This is a genomic window from Archangium sp. (assembly GCF_057119385.1).
On record NZ_DBNGVP010000022.1, the window covers coordinates 1 to 18,812 of the forward strand.

The 18,812-nt window shown below is 69.2% G+C and carries 12 protein-coding genes; 10 read left to right on the forward strand and 2 right to left on the reverse strand.

From position 1 onward, the window contains the following. On the reverse strand, window positions 1-1,240 hold a 1,240-nt coding region (locus AC16DP_RS05170), incomplete at its 3' end, for a hypothetical protein (protein ID WP_483956644.1). A gap of 1,155 nt (window positions 1,241-2,395) precedes the next feature. On the opposite strand from AC16DP_RS05170, the gene AC16DP_RS05175 reads away from it, so the two are divergent. From AC16DP_RS05175 to AC16DP_RS05200, 6 genes are all read left to right on the forward strand, one after another. Continuing rightward, a complete protein-coding gene (locus AC16DP_RS05175; RefSeq protein ID WP_329732693.1) occupies window positions 2,396-4,645 on the forward strand; it encodes a protein kinase domain-containing protein in 2,250 nt (749 codons plus the stop codon). 75 nt (window positions 4,646-4,720) lie between these two features. Next, window positions 4,721-5,650: a DUF2381 family protein gene (locus tag AC16DP_RS05180; RefSeq protein ID WP_329732692.1), complete on the forward strand. Its 930-nt coding sequence runs from the start codon at window positions 4,721-4,723 to the stop codon at window positions 5,648-5,650. Window positions 5,651-5,808: 158 nt separating this feature from the next. After that, on the forward strand, window positions 5,809-6,540 hold the full coding sequence (locus tag AC16DP_RS05185) for a uroporphyrinogen-III synthase (protein WP_329732697.1): 732 nt from the start codon (window positions 5,809-5,811) through the stop codon (window positions 6,538-6,540). Window positions 6,541-6,633: 93 nt separating this feature from the next. Beyond that, entirely contained in the window at window positions 6,634-8,481 is a 1,848-nt protein-coding gene (locus AC16DP_RS05190; RefSeq protein WP_329732691.1) for a GspE/PulE family protein, read from the forward strand. A 179-nt stretch (window positions 8,482-8,660) separates the two neighbouring features. Beyond that, entirely contained in the window at window positions 8,661-10,214 is a 1,554-nt protein-coding gene (locus AC16DP_RS05195) for a TldD/PmbA family protein (RefSeq protein WP_329732690.1), read from the forward strand. Between the two features lie 11 nt (window positions 10,215-10,225). Continuing rightward, complete coding sequence (locus tag AC16DP_RS05200; protein ID WP_329732689.1) at window positions 10,226-11,563, forward strand: TldD/PmbA family protein; 1,338 nt, start codon at window positions 10,226-10,228, stop codon at window positions 11,561-11,563. A gap of 68 nt (window positions 11,564-11,631) precedes the next feature. On the opposite strand, the gene AC16DP_RS05205 is transcribed toward AC16DP_RS05200, so the two are convergent. After that, on the reverse strand, window positions 11,632-12,003 hold the full coding sequence (locus AC16DP_RS05205; RefSeq protein WP_329732688.1) for a VOC family protein: 372 nt from the start codon (window positions 12,001-12,003) through the stop codon (window positions 11,632-11,634). A 499-nt stretch (window positions 12,004-12,502) separates the two neighbouring features. Here AC16DP_RS05205 and AC16DP_RS05210 point away from each other — a divergent pair, with 499 nt between their 5' ends. The 4 genes from AC16DP_RS05210 (at window position 12,503) to AC16DP_RS05225 (ending at window position 18,802) form a co-directional block, all read left to right on the forward strand. Then, complete coding sequence (locus tag AC16DP_RS05210; protein ID WP_329732687.1) at window positions 12,503-14,110, forward strand: bifunctional 3-(3-hydroxy-phenyl)propionate/3-hydroxycinnamic acid hydroxylase; 1,608 nt, start codon at window positions 12,503-12,505, stop codon at window positions 14,108-14,110. A gap of 53 nt (window positions 14,111-14,163) precedes the next feature. Beyond that, complete coding sequence (locus AC16DP_RS05215; RefSeq protein WP_329732686.1) at window positions 14,164-16,173, forward strand: AMP-binding protein; 2,010 nt, start codon at window positions 14,164-14,166, stop codon at window positions 16,171-16,173. Window positions 16,174-16,249: 76 nt separating this feature from the next. After that, entirely contained in the window at window positions 16,250-17,521 is a 1,272-nt protein-coding gene (locus AC16DP_RS05220; protein WP_483956645.1) for a beta-ketoacyl-[acyl-carrier-protein] synthase family protein, read from the forward strand. A gap of 183 nt (window positions 17,522-17,704) precedes the next feature. Continuing rightward, window positions 17,705-18,802 (forward strand): efflux RND transporter periplasmic adaptor subunit, encoded by a 1,098-nt coding sequence (locus AC16DP_RS05225; RefSeq protein WP_329732684.1) that lies wholly within the window; start codon window positions 17,705-17,707, stop codon window positions 18,800-18,802. The last annotated feature ends 10 nt before the right edge of the window (window positions 18,803-18,812 follow it).

Genomic DNA, 18,812 nt, shown 5'->3' on the forward strand with positions numbered 1-18,812 from the left:
CCAGCCCCGGCCGCCAGTCCCCCGGGCGGATGAGGAGCGTGCCCGGGTAGTACCAGGAGGCGTAGCCCTCGGGGCTCTCGAGCGGCTGGGGAGCTCCGGGGGTGGTGTTGAATTCGGCGCTGTAGCCGCGCCAGCGCCCGTCCTTCCCGGGGAGGATGACGCGCGGGGTGCCGCGGGGAGCGTTGCGCACCCGCAGCTCCGCCCGCTCCAGCGACGTCTCCTCGGTGAGCAGCAATTGGGTGCGGACCTGGACGCTGGAGCCGTCGGACGAATAGAAGCGGCCCACCACGCTGCCCGGAGCCAGGACGGGCGAGCCATCCATGACGAGGTAGCTCGTCTGGAAGCGCGTGGAGCGCAGGGCGACGGCCTTGCGCAGGGGCTCGGCGGCTTCGCCCAGGGAGGGCCAGTCCGCGTCCCGCCAGGGGCCGAGCGCCTGGAGGTAGCGGTCGAAGTAGCTCTGCCCGGCCTCGTCCGGAATGTCCGAGCGCTGGGCCCAGCGCAGGCCGCGCTCCACCAGCGCGGCGGCCGCGGCCCTGTCCAGGGAGGCCGCCGAGAGCTGGGCACGGCTCCAGGCGGCATCCGCCTCCAACCGTGCCTCCAGGGCACCGCGCATGGCGGCGAGCAACCCTGGCACGAGCGCTGGCGGGTGGCGTACGCGCACACAGACCGGGAAGCCCTCCAGAGCGCTGGAGGGAGGCGCACGGGGCTCGAGGTCGAAAGCGCCCGCCGCCGCGGCCTCCCCGAAGAGGCGCGAGGCGATGTCCTCACGCGAGGCGTACCCGGCCACCCACAGCAATTCCGGCCATTCCGGGTCCACCTGCACGGGGAAGGAAGTCTCCTGGGCCGGGAGGAAGGTGAGCGCGCTGTCCTCCCCGTCCTCCGGCGTGTCCTCCCGCTCCCCTTCAACCCACTCGTCCTCCAGCCACTCGGGTGGAATGTCCTCCACGGGCGGGAGGCGCCAGGTGAGCTCCAGGGCGGGCGTGTCCCGATAGTCCCAGCCCCACTCATAGGTGAGGGTGAGCATGGCCCCGGCGCCCATGCCCTCCGGGACGTCTACTTCCACCTCTTCCCGGCCTGGCTCGCGGCTCACCACCCGCGGCAGCGGCGCGGGCGGGTAGCCCCTGCGTGGCTCCACTCGCAGCCGCGAGCCCTCGCCCCAGAGGAGCTCGCCCGCGGCGAGGACTTCATCACCTGCCTCCACCACGAGGAATCCCGGGTCCATCACCTGGAGGGAGAGCACGTCCCTCTTCCAATCTTCCACGCGGGGGCCAGGGGCCTTGGCTCGCGCATGCGCCTTGGCCGAGAGAGCTACCCGCTCTCGTCTCGGCTCTTCGCCGGCCGCGCTCATGCTGGCGACGAAGCAGCTTGCGAGCAAGAGGACCTGGAGTCCTCTGGCCCAATGTGGCTGGCGCCTGTTCCCTCCCTTTCCCTCCTTCTGCTTCCCCCCGCTGTGCGCCGAAACCACTGGCTCCGAGCCGGTGCTGGCCTTCCCAGGTGTCGATGCTCCGAAGCCGGGACTCGAGTCGGCCAGGGGGATGCCTGCGCGCACCGGAGGCAAAACCGCCAGTGCTGGGGGCGGCCGTGCGCACGCGGTGGATGCATCACCACGACGGGTGGACATGCTGCACCTCCTCACCTGGACGAGTCGGAAAGGGACACGGGATGCGTGAGGCACGCCGTGGCGAGGCTCTTGCCCGGGCGGAGAAGCCCCCGCCCCAGTGCGTCAGCGCCGTCAGGAATGTGCCGAGGCTGTCCCCGTCAGGGCGTTTCCGGGCGGCGAGTGCGTGGTCCTTCGCCATCCAGGGGCCCCTTGAACGACAACCGACCGGGAAGATAGTCCGAGGCACTGACTACCCGGAAGAAGGTTGGGACTGATTCGAGGCGCAGTTCCACCCTCTCAACTCCGGCTTTCAGCGGAGCTTGGGTTCGGATTCAACCTGGGCGCCCCCCTGTGGCTTCGCCCCTTTCCAGCCATGTGGAACACCGATTCCGGGCAAGTGGAACGCACCCGGCAGGGGACGAGGGGGGCAAGAAACCCTCCCCAGGTGTACGCGCCCAGGCGGGCCTTCCCGGAGGAGCCCCTGCCCGCGACAGCCAGATGCGTGCGCATGGGCGGTTTGGGCGCGGGGAGACGGGCCCGTTGCTCGACACGGGTAGACGTCTCCCACCGGGGCACTGGTAGACGTCTACCACTCAAGGCGCACATTGATATACATGTGGCTACATGACTGGTAGACGTCTACCAGTCAAGCCCACCCCCAGTGGCATTCACGGGGGCTTGGGAGGGGGTGTGTCCACCGCGTGGACGGGCGCGACAGGCTCCGGACGATTTCCATCGGGTGTCCCGCACGCCTCGAGCCGTCATGTAGGCTGGCCCACCTCGGAGGTGGTGTGCATGAGCGAGGCGAGCGCGCGCAGCGGTGAGCAGGAGCAGCAGCGGCCAGGGGTGCTGGAGTCCCAGGAGGAGGAGTCCTCTGCCTGGCGGCCCCGGCCGGGCCTGGTGGTGGCCGGCTACACGTTGGAGGCGCGCCTGGGCACCGGCGGCCAGGGCACCGTGTTCCGCGCCTCGCGCGGGGGCGTGCTGTACGCGGTGAAGTTCCTCTTCCTGCCGCGCGCGGCGCGCTGGGCCTGGCGCGAGCGCGACGTGCTGGTGAAGCTCAGCCACGCGGGCGGCCTGCCCCTGGTGCACGAGGGCGTGTGGCCCGAGCACCACCCCTTCTACTTCTTCCTCGTCATGCCCCTGGTGCGTGGGCTGCCGCTGGACGTGTGGACGCGCGTGCACAACCCCTGTGCCCTCGAGGTGGCACAACTCTTCGGCCAGGGCGCGCGCCAGCTGGCGGTGGTGCACGCGGCCGGCGTGGTGCACCGGGACGTCAAAGGCGCCAATCTGCTGGTGCATGGCGAAGGGCAGGTGGTGCTGGTGGACTACGGCGTGGCCACCTACGAGGACGCTCCCAGGCTGACGGGCGCATTTCCCCCGGGCACCTGGTCCTATCTCAGCCCCCGGGTGTGGCGCGCCTGGCGCGGCCTTGAGGACTCGCGCGCCTGTCCGGGCGACGACGTGTGGGCGCTGGGCGTGGAGCTCTACCTCACGCTCACGGGCAGGCTGCCCTTCCCGGGCCGCGAGGGCGAGCTGGTGCATGCCGTGCTGCACGAGGAGCCCCCGGTGCCGCACGTGTCCAACCCCCGGGTGCCACCGGCGTTGGGCGAGGTGTGCTGGCGCATGCTGCGCAAGGCGCCCGAGGAGCGCTACGCGGACGCGCTCGCGGTGGAGGGGGCCATTTCGCAAGCGTTGAAGGAGGCGGACGAGACGTGGCGGGAGCCGCTGTGCGAGGCCTGGGGGCCGCACCACGCCACCACCGTGCTCGAGGGCGACATGTGGCGCGGGGGAGACGTGCTGGCCCTCTATGAGCGGCGGGCCTCCTACGCCCGGGTGCCGGTGCGAGGCAAACCGCGTGCGCCCGACGAGGTGTCCACCCTGCTCGCGCATGCGCCGCCCGAGGCGCTCCCCGTGGGCACGGCGCCCGTGGAGCCGCCCGGGCCGCTGCCCGCGCAACGGGAAGCACCCGAGGTGGCGGTGCCCCAGTCGGCTTCGACGGAGGCCGTACCGCTCGCCGTGTCCGAGGAGAAGCCCGAGGTGACACCCGGAGTAGCCGTGCCCCCGGTGGCGGCGGAAGAATCCATGCCGCTCGCGGGATCCGAGGTGCCGCCAGCGGCGGACGAGGCTCCGGCGGTGCCGCCAGCGGTGGACGAGGCTCCGGTGGCCGCGCGGGCTCGGCAAGCCACGCGGCCCGCTGCACGCTCGCGCCGGGCGCTGCTGGCCGCCAGTTCGGTGCTCGTGCTGGGCCTGGGGCTGTGGCTCGCCGTGCGCCCTTCGCCCCCCGCCGCCGTGCGTACCGCGTCACCGGTGGAGACACCTCGCGCCAGCCTACCCGAGGAGTTCCTTCCTAACGCCCTGGCGGGGGAAGGCCAGGAAGTGGCGCCGCCGTGGAAGCGGCCAGAAGGTGACGGCGGCGCGACGCCCCCTGGGGCGGCAACCCCCGCGCCCGTCGCCCGTGCGACGCTGCCCCCAGAGACGCGCGTGAAGACTCCATCGAAGGAAGCCAAGACCCCCACCCTCCCGAAGCAGACGGGCTCCACGGCCACGAAGGTGGGCGCGGCCGTGCTCGGCTGCGCCCTGGCCACCGGCTGCCCCAGCCCCGCCACCACCGCCACCGTACTGCCCAAGCCCCCGCTGCCCCCTCCCGCCGAGTGCCCCCCCGGTGCGCAGCAGGCCATGAAGGAACTGGAGCTCACGGATCACTACGGCCTCGTCGAGATTCACCCGTTTCAGGGGATAACGCACACCGTGAGGCCGGGGCCGGTGACAATCCGTGTGGCGGGCCATGGCGGTTGGGGCAAGCTGCCGACAAACACCCTGTTCACCGGCCAGTTGCTCTTCGGCGAGCGGGTGCAGGCGCGCCTCTCCCAGGCGTACACCCCCGAGGGCCAGGCCTATCCGGTGTGCCTGGAGCTGAGGTCCGGGCGGTACTGGGGCTGGGAGAAGCTGGAGGGCAGTGGCCAGGACACCGCCGTCGTCCGCAGCGGCGGGTCTCTGTATCCGGTGAAACGCTTCGGCGAGGCGTCGCGGTACGAGGACCAATAGACGCCGCGTTTCGACTGACAGGAGGGGCCGACTTCCGAGGACCTGCTAGTGTGGGCCACTCTGGAGGTCACCCCCATGTCCACACTGCTCGCCGCCCCCCTGCTGCTCGCGCTCCTCGTGTCCACGCCCGCCGCGCCCCACGGGGAGGAATGGGATACGCCGGGCGCACGCCACCTGGAACTGACGGCGGAGAACGCCGACGTGCAGCACCCGGTGCGCATCCGCCCCCATGAGTCCACCACGCTGGTGTTCGACACGCCGCTGCAACCCGGTGGCGTGCGGGTGGAGGACGGGCAGGGGGTGAAGGTGGCGGTGAGCGAGGCCGAGGGCGTGGTGCTGCTGCTGCCCACGCGGGCGCCGCCGCTGGACAGGCCGCCGCGGGTGACGGTGCGCTTCGCGGACGGGCAGGTGCCCGGCGGCGTCACCTTCCGGCTGGTGGAGGACGTGCTGCGGGCCGAGCACCAGGTGCGGGTGTACCGCCAGCCCCGCTCGGGGGAGTCGTTGCAGCTGGAGTCCCGGCAACAGCGCGAGCGGGCCGAGTGGTGCGAGGCCGCGCTGGCACAGGAGCGTGCCCGTCCGCCGGGGCCGTGTTCCGGAAGTCTCCAGGGACTGCTGGAGGCCGGGCTGGTGGGGGAGGGGCTGGGCATCCTGGCGCGCGAGCTCATGAGCAGCCTCTCCTCGCGTCCCGGAGCGCCGCTCATGGTGACAGAGGCCTGGAGCTACCGCGCCGAGGCACGGCAGCAGGTGGCGGTGGAGCTGAACGTGAAGAACACGAGTGCCCTGGCCTGGACGACGGAGGGGGCGGAGCTCGTCAGCACGGAAGGCGTCCGGCTGCGGGTGACGCGGGTGTGGCAATCCGGGCCCCTGTTGCCGGAAGGGCAGGTGCGGCTCGTGGTGGAGGCGGAGGCGCCGGAGAAGAAGCAGTTACAAAGCACCTTCCTGCTGAAGCTGGGCGAGGCGGGCGGAGCGCGCACCTTCACCGTGCGCGGCGTGGCCTTCCCTTGAAATATCCTGGCAGTGGTCCCGCGACATGCCGCGACTGGATACAACCGGTGCGAGCTCGGAGCCGTCTCCGGAATGGGACGCGAAGAGGGGACTATGACACCCGCGCAAATGCCCTAGAGTGCGCCGCCGTGGAAAGGCGACTCGAAGGCATCCGTATCCTGGTGACGCGACCCCGTGAACGCTCGGAGGAGCTGTGCTTCCTCCTGGAGGACGAGGGCGCGGAAGTCCTGCATGTACCGTTGCTGGAGCTGCTGCCTCCAGAGGACCCCCGTCCGCTGATGGCGGCCGCGGAGTCCATCCAGCGCTACAAGTGGGTGGTGTTCGCGAGCCCCTCGGCGGTGGAGGCGCTCATGGAGGCGCTGCGCGAGGCGGGCACGGTGGATGTGCTGCCGCGGGTGCGCGTCGCCGTGGTGGGGCCGCGTACCGCGCGCACCGTGGAAGGCTACGGGCTGAACGTGGCCGTCGAGTCCCCCGAGGGCACGGGCGCCGCGCTCTACGAGGTGATGCGCCCGGGATTGGATCCGGAGGACGAGGTGCTGCTGCCGGCCGCGGAGGAGGGCCGCCGCGAGCTGGAGGACGCGCTGCGCGAGCACGGCGCCCGGGTGACGCGGGTGACGGCGTACCGCTCCCGGCCCGCGCCCCTGCCGCCCGAGGCCCAGGCACTGCTCGAGTCCTCGCCGCCCCACGTGGCGCTGTTCGCCTCGCCGCGCACCGCGGAGGCCTTCGTGGATGCGGTGGGGCGTGAGCGGCTCGGGGCGGCCCGGCTGGTGGCCATCGGGCCCACCACGGCGGCGGCGCTGACGCACCTGGGGCTGCCGGTGGCCTCGGTGGCCGAGCGGCCCACCCCCGAGGCGCTGGTCGAGGCCACCGTCCGGGCCATTCGCGGGTAGACTGTCGCCCTCGGGGGGGACGGCTTCCGTCCTCGACTCGCCGGAATGGCCCGGCGCCCCCCTGTTGTTCTTCGTGGCCGCAAGGAGACGACGTTGCCAGCGCCCGTGACCCCGCCTGCTGCCCCGCCGAGCCGGAGCAAGACCGACTTCTCCCTCGCCTTCGTGCTCGAGGCGCTCGTCGCGCAGCGGGTGCTCACCGCCGACCAGGCGCAGAACATCGCCACCCGCGAGGCCGCCGCCCGCGCCCGCGTCCTCAAGAACAAGAACATCGTCGGCACGGACGCCGCCCGCTACGACGTCTCCCCGGTGGAGATCGTCGCCGCCTTCCAGGTGCCCCTGGCCGATGGCCGCGGCGCGCTCGACGAGGACCGCGTCACCGAGCTCGTCGCCCGGGCCGGGGGTCTGCCCTACAAGAAGATCGATCCGCTCAAGCTGGACATGGCCCTGGCCACCCGCACCGTGTCCCGCCCCTTCGCGCACAAGCACGTGCTGCTGCCGCTGGAGAAGGCCCAGGACGGCCGGCTGGTGGTGGCCGTGGCCAACCCCTTCGACAAGGAGCTCTTCGAGAGCATCCACGTCCTCACCGGCATGCCCATCGAGCCGGTGTTCTCCTCGAAGACGGACATCCTCAAGGCCATCGCGGACGTCTACGGCTTCAAGCGCACGCTGGCCAAGGCCGCGGACGACTTCACCACCAACGCCCACAACTCGCCGCAGGTCAGCAACTTCGAGCAGCTCGTCACGCTCAGCGGCCGCCAGGAGCTGGACGCGGCGGATCAGCCCGTGGTGCAGGCCGTGGACTACATGCTGCGCTACGCCTTCGACAACCGGGCCTCGGATATCCACATCGAGCCCAAGCGCAACACCTCCCTGGTGCGCCTGCGCATCGACGGCGTGCTGCACCCCGTGTACACGCTGCCCGCCGGTGTGCATCCGCCCATCGTCTCGCGCGTGAAGACGCTCGCGCGCATCGACATCTCCGAGAAGCGCAAGCCCCAGGACGGCCGCATCAAGACCGAGCGCGATGGCCGCGAGGTGGAGCTCCGCGTCTCCACGCTCCCCACCGCCTTCGGCGAGAAGGTGGTCATCCGTGTCTTCGATCCCGAGACGCTGGTGCAGGACATCGCCCAGCTCGGCTTCGACCCGGACGAGAAGCGCGTCTTCGAGTCGTGGATCGATCAGCCCCACGGCATCATCCTCGTCACCGGCCCCACGGGCAGCGGCAAGACGACGACGCTCTACTCGGCGCTGAAGGCAGTGGCGGGCCCGGACGTGAACGTCGTCACCATCGAAGATCCCATCGAAATGGTGTGGGACGGCTTCAACCAGGTGCAGGTGCAGCCCAAGGTGGGGCTGGACTTCGCCAACGCGCTGCGCAGCATCCTGCGCCAGGATCCGGACGTCATCATGGTGGGCGAAATCCGTGACGCGGAGACGGCGGAGAACGCCGTGCAGGCCGCGCTCACGGGCCACCTGGTGCTCTCCACGCTGCACACCAACGACGCCATCGGCGCGGTGGCGCGCTTGAAGGACCTGGGCGTGCCGCCCTTCCTGCTGGCGCAGAGCCTCATCGGCATGATGGCCCAGCGTCTGTTGCGGCGCGTGTGCCCCCACTGCGCGCAGCCCACGACCCTCACGCCGGACGAGCTGACCCTGCTGGGCGCGCCGATTCCGCTGCTGCCCGGTGGGGTGAACATCGTCAAGGGCGCCGGGTGTCCGCGCTGCCGCGGCACCGGCTACTGGGGCCGCACGGGTGCCTTCGAGATTGTCAATCTGAACAACGATCTGCGCGAGCAGATCTCCCGGGGCGGTAATCATCAGCAGATGCTGGACGCGGCGCGCCGGGGCGGCACGCGCACCCTGCGCGAGGCGGCGGTGCGCAAGCTGGCCATGGGCCTCACCTCCTTCGACGAGGTGGTGCGCATGACGTCCGTGGCCTGATCGGCGGCCCTGAAGGGAGCCGGTGCAATCACCAGGCGCCCGGCCCGTTCTTTGTCGTGTAGCCCACGGACCGGGGGGCCGAGGGGTTTTCCGGAATACTGGCATGGCCGTGGGGTTACGCTCTGGATGCGCGGTGACCTTCACTCAGAGGAAGAGCCATGGCGGGAGGAAAGACCGGAATGACGCGACGTGACTTCGTCGGCTACGGCACGACGGCATTGGCGATGGCGGGAGCGGGTGAGCTGTTGTCTGGCTGTGCGACGGCACAGCGGGCGGGCGGTGGACCCGGTGGCGGCTCGGATGGGCCCTCGCAGTCCATTGGCTACTTCGCCCGCTTCGGGGTCGACGAGACCCTCATCCGCGAGACGCTGGCCGCCGCCCTGTCGCGAGGCGGCGACTACAGCGACCTCTTCTTCCAGCACCGGGTGTCCACCTCCATGGCGCTCGAGGACGGCGCGGTGAACAAGGCGTTCACCACCGTGGAGCTCGGCGTGGGCGTGCGCGTCATCAAGGGTGACCAGACGGGCTACGCGTACACCGAGGAGCTCACGCTGGACGCGATGCGCAGCGCCGCCCGCACCGCTGCGGCCATCGCCGATGGGCCCTCGCGGCCCGGCCCCCAGCGCCTCCACGTCTACAAGGACATTCCGCAGCGCTACGTGCTCAAGATGGGCTGGGACGCCGTCCGCCCCGAGCAGAAGCTGCCCATCCTCGAGGGGCTGAACGCGGCGGCCTTCAAGGCGGACAAGCGCGTCTCCAAGGTGACGCTGTCGTTCTCGGATGAGCACGGCGCGGTGCTCGTGGCCGACAGCAACGGCCGGCTCGTCGAGGACGTGCAGCCGATGACGAGCCTCTACCTGTCGTGCGTGGCCGAGCAGAACGGCAAGCGCGAGCAGAACACCTACGGTGTCGCCGGCCGCGCGGGCCTGGACTTCTACTCGCCCGAGCGGCTGGACCGCATGGTGCGCGAGGCGGTGGGCCGCACCACCATCCTCTTCGAGGCCATCCAGCCTCCCGCCGGTGAGCTGCCGGTGGTGCTCGCGGCGGGCTCGTCCGGCATCCTCCTGCACGAGGCCATCGGCCACGGCATGGAGGCGGACTTCAACCGCAAGGGCACGTCCATCTACGCGGACAAGCTCAACAAGCCCATCGCGCACCCCTTCGTGAACATCGTGGACGACGGCACCAACGAGTACGCGCGGGGCGCCATCAACGTTGACGACGAGGGCAACGAGCCCGGCAAGACGATGCTCGTGGAGAACGGCGTCCTCACCACGTACCTGCACGACTCCATTTCGGCGAAGCACTACAAGGTGAAGCCCACGGGCAACGGCCGCCGCGAGAGCTACCGCTACGCGCCGCTGCCGCGCATGCGCTCCACGTACATGCTCCCGGGCCCCCACAAGCACGATGAGATCATCGCCTCGGTGAAGAAGGGCATCTACTGCACCAACTTCACCAACGGGCAGGTGAACATCGGCGCGGGTGACTTCACCTTCTACGTGAAGAACGGCTACCTCATCGAGGATGGCAAGCTGACGCGGCCCATCAAGGACGTGAACATCATCGGCAACGGGCCGAAGGTGCTCGAGAAGGTGGACATGGTGGCCGATGACCTCGTCATCGACGAGGGGGGCTGGACGTGCGGCAAGGACGGGCAGGGGGTGCCGGTGTCGCAGGGCATTCCGACGGTCCGGGTCGCGTCGATCACCGTGGGCGGACGCAACGCTTGAGGGAGGCGGGCATGAGCACGACGAACACCACGAATCTGGCGGATGTCGCGCGGCAGGCGGTGGACCTGGCGCGTCAGAAGGGCGCTTCCGAGGCGGCGGCCACGGCCAACCGCACGCGCGATGTGGAGATGCAGTGGCGCGATGGCCGGCTGGACAAGGTCTCCGAGGCCACCACGCGAGGCCTGTCCCTGCAGCTCTACGTCGATGGGCGTTACTCCGCGGTGGCCACGAGCGATCTGCGGCCGGAGGCGCTGGAGCGCTTCATCACGGACTCCATCGCGATGACGCGCGTGCTGGCGCGTGACGAGCACCGCCGGCTGCCGGAGCCCGAGCTCTACGCGGGCCGGAGCGCGGTGGACCTGGCCATCGAGGATCCGCGCCAGACGGCGCTCACCGCGGATGAGCGTCAGCGCTTCGTCCGGGAGCTCGAGGCGGGGGCGCGCGAGGTGGACAAGAAGGGCGCCATCCTGTCCGTCACCACGGCCTTCGGGGACACGCTCCGGGAGATGTTCCGGGTGAGCTCGAACGGCTTCGAGGGCGGGCTGCGCGGGACGCAGTTCGTCGCCTCGGCGCAGGTGAGCGCGCAGGATCCGGACGGGCGCCGGCCGGAGGAGAGCGACTTCGCGGTGGCGCGCTTCTTCGAGGACCTGCCCGAGGCGGCCGCCCTGGGCCGCCGTGCCGGAGAGCGGGCCCTGGGCCGCATCGGCTCGACGAAGGGCGCGTCGGCGGTGATGACCATGGCCGTGGACAACCGGGCCGCGGGCCGGCTCGTGTCGATGCTGCTGGGGCCCATGTCGGGCGGCGCCATCCAGCAGAAGCGCTCCTTCCTGGATGGGAAGCTCGGCCAGCCGGTGGGCAGCGGGCTGCTCGTGCTCACCGACGAGCCGCACGTGAAGCGGGGCCTCGGCTCGCGCCTGTTCGACGGCGAGGGGATTACGGCCCGGCCCATGCCGCTGTTCGAGGGGGGCGTGCTCCGCACGTACTTCATCGACACCTACTACGGCCGCAAGCTCCAGGCGCGTCCGACGTCGGGCAGCGCGTCCAACCTCTCCTGGAAGCTCGGGGGCAAGGGGCGGGCGGAGATGCTCGCGGACCTGAAGGAAGGGGTGCTCGTGACGGGCTTCCTCGGAGGCAACTCCAACCCCGTCACCGGTGACTTCTCGCTCGGCGTGCAGGGCTTCCGCGTGCGCGGCGGGAAGGTGGCCGAGCCCATCGGCGAGATGAACATCTCCGGCAACCAGTTGGATTTGTGGAAGCGGCTCGTCGCGGTGGGGAACGATCCCTACGTCAACAGCGCGATGCGCACGCCCACCCTCGTCTTCGAGGGCGTGCAGTTCGCGGGCGTGTAGCCGCGGGGCTGTGAGGTGAGGGTGCCCGCTCCCCGGTGGATGGCCGGGGAGCGGCGTGTGCCCACGGCTCAAGCGGGCTCGATGAAGTTGAGCCGGTAGCCGTCGGGATCCGTGACGATGATCTCCCGGGTGAACCAAGGCTGCACGGTGGGGCCCTCGACATGAGCGCCCAGTGCGCGGGCGCGCGAGGCCACCTCCTCGAGGTCCACGGCGCCGATGCGGAAGCCCAGCAGCACGCCGAGCCCTCGCTGGCCCTCGAGCTTCACCATGGGAGGCAGGGTGACCAGGTACACCTCCGCCTGCTTCTCCCACTGCAGGTGGATGAAGGGCGGAGCGGCCTGGGTCCGTTTGAAGCCGAGCGCCTCGTAGAACTTCGCCGAGCGCTCGGGATCGGACACGAGCACCTTCACGAAGGACGACAACAGCTGATCGCTATCCATACGCGCGGTCTGTAACACGAGGCCGCGTCAGCCGCTCGGGGACATGAAGTCCCCACCCTTCGCGTTGGCTCACCGCAGGGCATGGACCGCCCCAGTGCGCTCTTACCGCGCTTCCTCGCCAGCAGGCTCGCCCTGGGGACGGCCTCCCCTTGGAGGCTCCATCCGCCAGCGGGAGACCCCCACTGCTTGCTGGGTGACCACCATCGGCTCTCGAGACCACCGGGCTTCACCGAGATGAAAGGCTGACTCGGCCTCGAAAAAGCATTCAATCCATCACACATCCTCATCCCCTGGTGCGATGGCAAGGAGTCACTTCCTTGGCCGATAGTACGAGTCACCAGCACGGAGCGGACTGGGCATTGACTGGCACGTCACTGTTCCCTGAGCAGAGAAACAGTCGCTGTGGTCATCATCCGCCTCTCCTTGCCAACGGGAGGGGAGGCAATGATTGCTCAGACTCGCGCCAGCGCTCAGGCCGGTATGGGGGAGGAATCAGGATATGGCAGGGATTGCATCCGAGCGGTCGATCGAGGTGGCCATTGTCGGAGCAGGGCCCGTAGGGCTCACCGCGGCGAATCTGCTGGGGATGCATGGAATCAAGACACTGCTCCTCGAACGAGCCCCCTTGTCGAGCGCCTACCCTCGAGCCACGAACGTGGACGATGAAGCCCTGCGGACGTTCCAGATGTGTGGGCTGGCGGAGCAACAATTGGAAGGCATGCTGGCCAACCCCTACGTGAGGGTTCAGACGGGTTCGGGGGAGGTCGTGGCGGAGATGCGGACGGCGGGGGTGGAGTCTCTTGGTTTTCCTCGCGTATGCACCATGCTCCAACCGCTCATGGAGGAGCACCTGCGCATGGGGTTGGGGCGCCATCCCTGCGTGGAACTCCGGTCCGGGCACATGGTGACGTCCGTGAGCCAGACCAGCGGACGCGCCAGCCTCCGGGTACAAGGTCCCCAAGGGGAGAACTACACCGTCGAAGCGGACTTCGTGCTGGGTTGCGATGGCGGCCGGAGCACCGTGCGCAAGGCATGCGACATCCCATTGCGTGGCGCGTCCTCCGAGGAGAAGTGGATGCTCATCGAGGCCCGCGCCGAGCCGCAGCCGGAGGGGTGCTTCCGCTTCTTCGGGGCACTCGAACATCCGATGGTGTTCGTTCAGCAGCCCCTGGGTTATCAGCGCTGGTCCATCCGCCTCCGTCCGGAGGATACTGCCGAGCAGTTCGAGCGATTGGACCGGGCGGGCCTCGAGGCGCTCACCGGGCGCTGGCTGGGCGGCCCCCGTCTGGGCGAGGTGTCGCGGTTGCGCACCTACCGGCTCAACACCTGCGTGGCGGAACGCTTCCGGGCTGGTCGCGTCTTCCTGCTCGGTGATTCCGCCCACATGATGCCACCGTTCGCGGGGCAGGGACTGTGCAGCGGACTTCGGGATGCAACCAATCTCTGCTGGAAGCTGGCGCTCGTGCTGCGCGGCGTGGCCGGTACGCGGTTGCTGGATAGCTATGAGTTGGAGCGGATCCCTCACGTCGAGGAGTCGATCTCCGCCACGCAGCGCGTCGGCTGGCTCTTCTTTCCAAATGGCCGGCGGCATGACCTGGTCCGCCGCTCCGTGCTCAAACTGCTCTTCGGGGTGCCACTGCTGCGCGAGCAGTTCGCGAAGCGCTCCCGCGCGTTGCCGGCGCTCCGCCAGGGGCTGTTCGTCGGCCGCGCTCCTGCCGGCACGATGTTCATCCAGCCCCGGGTCCGGCGGGCGGATGGAAGACAAGTGAGGCTGGATGAGGTACTGGGCAGCGGCTTCGCCGCGCTCGGCCTGGGGGTGGATCCAAGGGAGGCCATGGACGAGGCATCGCGGCACGCCTGGGATGAACTGGGAGCACGCACTCTCAAGATCGTCCCGGCGGGACAGGCACCGCTTCGCGGCACGGCTCTTTGTGAGGAAATCCAGGATGTGGATGGGGACCTGACCCGCTGGTTCGCGGAACACGGAGCGCCTATTGCCTTGCTCCGCCCGGACCGTTTCCTGGCGGCGCTCTCCACGCGGCAGCAGGTCCCCTCCGTCATCCGCTCCCTGCACCGTTTGATGGCAGCCACCACCGAGGTTCCATGAAGACAGGCTCGATACGCGTCGATGCTCCCCTTGCGGCCAGAGGCTTTCCCACCTTGATTGATGCCCTGCGGCATCAGGCCCTACGCAATCCAGATGGGGAAGCCTACCTTTTCCTGGAGGACGGCGAGCACGAGGGGCAGCGCCTCACCTTCTCCAGCCTGGAGCGGAGGGCTCGCGCGCTAGGACAGTACCTGTCCCAACAGGTGCCCATCGGCTCTCGTGTCCTGCTGCTGTTGCCCTCGGGATTGGAATTCATCGAGGCCTTCCTGGGATGCCTGTATGCCGGAATGGTCGCCGTGCCCGCGTACCCCCCGGAGCCCGCGAGGGTGAACCGGATGCTGCCGCGGCTCCGCGCCATCATCCAGGATGCCCACTCCTCCTTGGTCCTCACCACCCGCGAGCTCCTGGCGGCGATGGAGCATGTCCAGGTCCCGGAACTGCGGAGCGTTCACTGGCTGGCCCTGGACGAGTTGGACCTGGAGGTGGCCGGAGATTGGACGCCTCCCGCGCTCGACAAGAAAGGACTTGCCTTCCTCCAATACACGTCTGGCTCCACGGCCACGCCCAAGGGCGTACGGGTCAGCCATGCCAATCTGAGCAGCACCCTGGCGGACTCGGACGTGGGACTCGACCACACGCCTCAGAGCGTCATGGTGACATGGCTGCCGGCCTTCCATGACCTGGGGCTCATTTATGGACTGCTCCTGCCCCTGTGGGTGGGCTTCCGCTGTGTCATGTTGCCCCCCGCCAGCTTCCTCCAGCGCCCACTGCGGTGGTTGGAAGCGCTCTCTCGTTACCGTGGCACCCACTCGGCCGCTCCCAACTTCGCCTACGGGCTGTGTGTGGAGAAGAGCACCCCCGAGCAGCGGCGGCGATTGGATCTGTCTTCCTGGCGGGTGACGCTCAATGCCGCGGAGCCCATCCGCCGCGCCACCGAGCAGCGCTTCATGGAGGCCTTTGCTCCCTGCGGATTCCGGCCGGAGACGTTCTGCCACGCCTACGGGCTGGCGGAGTTCACGGTCAAGGTGTCCTCTCAGGCCGCCTGTAGGCTCCCCTCCTTCTGCTGCGTGGATGATGGGGAGCTCAAGGCCCACCGCATCCGCGAGGTGGAGGAGGGCCACCCGGGGGCGCGGTGGATCGCCAGCTGCGGGAGCCCCGCACTGGATACCCGGATTGAGATAGTCCACCCTGAAACGCGCGAGCGATGCCGCCCTGGCGAAGTGGGGGAAATCTGGGTCACCGGCTCCTCGCTGGCTGGTGGCTATTGGCAACAGCCAGAGGAGAGCGCCGCGACCTTCGGTGCCACCCTGGCCAGTACGGGCGAAGGGCCCTTCTTGCGCACGGGAGACCTGGGCTTCTTGAAGGAGGGGGAACTCTTCGTCACCGGACGGCAGAAGGATCTCCTCGTCGTCCGCGGGCGCAATCACTACCCGCAGGATCTGGAGCAGACGGCGGAGGAATGCCATCCGATGCTGCGTTCGGGCTGCTCGGCGGCCTTCGCGGTGGAAGAGGACGGCGAGGAGCACCTGGTGCTCGTGGCCGAGGTCAAGTCCCCCATGCCACAACCAGGGGAGCTGGAGGAGGTACTGGAAGCCATCCACCGTGCAGTGGCCGCACAGCACGAAGTCCATGTCCACACCGTCGTGCTGATTGACGCCCGCACGCTTCCCAAGACGAGCAGTGGAAAGATTCAGCGCCGGGCCTGCAGGTCCGTCTTCCTGGATGGAGGGCTGCGGGAAGCCGCCCGCCGCGTCTTCGCCAGAAGGCCCTGGAGTGAATCCGGGTCTGGCGGCAGGGCGCAGTTCCCCGAAGCAACCCGGGACGAGAGTGCCATCGCCAGCTGGATTGCCGCTCGCCTGTCGCAGTGGATGGATATCCCACTGCACGAAGTGGACACCCAACGCGCGCTCCTGGACTACGGGATGGATTCGGAGCAGGCGCTGGAGCTCACGGCGGATCTGGGCTCGTGGCTCGGCCGGAAGGTGCCAGCCACCGCCGTCTACGTCCATCCCACCATCCATGCGCTGGCCGTGCATCTCGCCGGAGCACACGAAAAGCCGTAGCCACTTGCCGGTGTTCCGCTGGAGAGCGGCTCGGCCTGAACCCCTGGACATTCATTACAAACGAGGAGCGCTGCACATGAGGAGAGTCGTCGTGACAGGAGTGGGTCCCGTGACCGCGGCCGGAATCGGCTCCGCTTTCTGGGAGAATATTCTGGGCAATCGTAGCCATGTCACCCGGAACAAGCTGTTCACTCCCTCTCCAGGGCAGGCCACGGCAGCGGCGAGCTTCAACCTGGAGGAGGTGGTGTCCACGGCAAGCCGGGTGCCGCATTGGAAGACCGTCGAGCACAGGCTGAAGAGGCTGGAAAACCGGGATCTGCACTTCCTCCCCAACCGCACCATCTACTCGGTACTGGCGGCCACGCAGCTCGCCCTCGAGGACTCCGGGCTGGACGAGCAGTTGCTGGAGGCGAACCGGGAGAACATTGGCAGCATCGTCGGTAACACCTGTGGTGATTCCGCCAACATCTTCGACGGCAAGCCTTCCACCATGTACACGGCGCTCAACCCCGCGCATGGACCCGCGGGCGCCATCAGCATGGCCTTTGGCTTCAATGGCGCCGCTCAGGGCGCGGCGGCGGCGTGTGCCTCGGGCAACATCGCCATCATCAATGCCGTGGAGAAGATTCTCCTGGGACGCACCCCTCTGATGCTGGCGGGCGGCACTTCGGCGGTCATCCACCAAGATGTCGGCTGGGAGTCCTACAACCGGCTGGGCGTCCTGGTGCAGAAGGACGTCCCCCCCGAGTTGCTGTACAGCTCCTGCGATCAAGACAGTGATGGCTTCGTGCTCGGGGAGGGCGCCGGCATGCTGGTCCTGGAGGAGTTGGAGCACGCGCTCGCACGCAAGGCTCGCATCTATGCGGAGGTGCTCAGCTACTCCCAACGCATGTTCCCCACGCGGATGATGGTGGATGTTGACGAGCATGGCTATTCATACGTCATCCAAGAGGTCTTGCATCGCGCTGGCCTGGAGCCCCGGGATCTCGGCAACCAGTTGCTGTATCTCAACCTGCATGGGACGGGGACGAAGCAGGGTGACAACGCCGAGCTCACCGCCATTCGCAACACCTTTGACGCCTCCCAGCTTGGAACCTCTGTCTTCGCGTCGAGCACCAAGCCGGCCTACGGCCACACCCAGGAGTCTTCCGCAGCCATCGAATCCATCATCTGCGCGCTCTCGCTGCACCATGGCGTGATGCCCGGCAGCCCGAACCTCAAGAATCCGATTCACCCGGGTGGGTTCCTGCTGCAGAAGCCAAAGCAACTCGACTATCCGCTCGCCCTGAACCTGGCGGCGGGTTTCGCCGGGTATCACACCGCCGTCCTCTTCAAGAAGTACACGTGATCAGGCCGGGTGAATCAGGGGCGGGGGTTGACCGCCTCCTGTCTGGCCCGGGTGGGTTTGGAACTCGAGCGCGCCTCCCAGCCCGTTGCGCGCGAGCGGGCCGCGAGTTCCGCGCTGGACCGCGGGGCCCCTCCCTGGGCGCCGTCATCCGTGTTGGACATTCAGTGCATCGAGGTCTCGATCGTGAAACCGTCCAGGACGCCACTCTTCGCCGGGCTCGCCGCCGTGGGATTGGCCGCCGCCGTACTGCCTCTTTCCGGATGTGAGGCGGACTCCGCATCACCTCCCGCTCCGGTCACCACGCAGCGCCTGCCCTCGGTGACAATGACCACGGCGCGCGCCGTGCGGGCCACGCCGCGCGAGGAGGTGACGGGCACGCTCTTTCCCTCCCAGGGGCTCCAGCTGGGCTTCGAGGTGGGCGGCCGGTTGGAGAAGCTGCGGGTGAAGAAGGGGGACCAGGTGCGGGCGGGCCAGGTTCTGGCCCGGCTCAATGTGGAGATCTCCGACGCGCAGGTGACGCAGGCCCTGGCCACCGTGGCCGCCGCCGAGGTGGCCGCCTCCATGGCCATCGACGTGGCCGGGCGCAACATGAAGCTGCAGGAGGCGGGGAGCGTGAGCGACCTGGAGAACCGCACCGCGTCCACTCAGGCGAGGCAGGCCGATGCCCAGCTCCTCGCGGCCCGGGCGCAACTCTCCCAGGCGCGGAGTGGCCGCCGTAGGCATGACCTCGAGGCGCCCTTCGCTGGCACCGTCATCGACGCGCCCGAGCAGGTGGGCGCCATCGTGGGGCCCGGCGTGCCCCTCTTCTCGGTGGAGAACCTGGACAACCTGCTGCTGAAGACGACGGTGGCCGAGCCGGCTCTCGCCTGGCTCAAACCGGGGACCCGGGTGCGCGTGGAGGCGGTGGGCGGAGGCGCCCGCACGGACGAGGCCGTCATCCGCACCATTCTGCCCTCGGCGGACCCGGTCACCCGGCGCATCCCCGTGGACATCCTCGTGCCCAACAAGGACGGGCGCTTCGTGGCCCACTCCCTGGCGCGGGCCGTCCTCCCGCAGAGCGGCCCGCAGGAGGCCCAGGCCGTCCCCTCCACGGCTCTGTCCGCCTCAGGCGGGGAGCATGTGTGGGTGGTGGATGCCTCCAGCCAGGTGCGGCGCGTGGCCGTCCAGGTGGTGGAGCGCCGCGCCCGCGAGGTGGTGGTGATGGCCGCTACGCCGCTGGACAAGGTCATCGAATACACGACGCCGGCTCTCATCGAGGGCACCCGCGTCTCCGTCAAGTAGTCCTCCGCGG

Coding starts and splice junctions, on each gene's coding strand:
- AC16DP_RS05200 (WP_329732689.1), top strand. CDS start 10,226: ATGAGCACGACGAACACCACGAATCTGGCGGATGTCGCGCGGCAGGCG.
- AC16DP_RS05210 (WP_329732687.1), top strand. CDS start 12,503: ATGGCAGGGATTGCATCCGAGCGGTCGATCGAGGTGGCCATTGTCGGA.
- AC16DP_RS05175 (WP_329732693.1), top strand. CDS start 2,396: ATGAGCGAGGCGAGCGCGCGCAGCGGTGAGCAGGAGCAGCAGCGGCCA.
- AC16DP_RS05220 (WP_483956645.1), top strand. CDS start 16,250: ATGAGGAGAGTCGTCGTGACAGGAGTGGGTCCCGTGACCGCGGCCGGA.
- AC16DP_RS05180 (WP_329732692.1), top strand. CDS start 4,721: ATGTCCACACTGCTCGCCGCCCCCCTGCTGCTCGCGCTCCTCGTGTCC.
- AC16DP_RS05195 (WP_329732690.1), top strand. CDS start 8,661: ATGACGCGACGTGACTTCGTCGGCTACGGCACGACGGCATTGGCGATG.
- AC16DP_RS05205 (WP_329732688.1), bottom strand. CDS start 12,003: ATGGATAGCGATCAGCTGTTGTCGTCCTTCGTGAAGGTGCTCGTGTCC.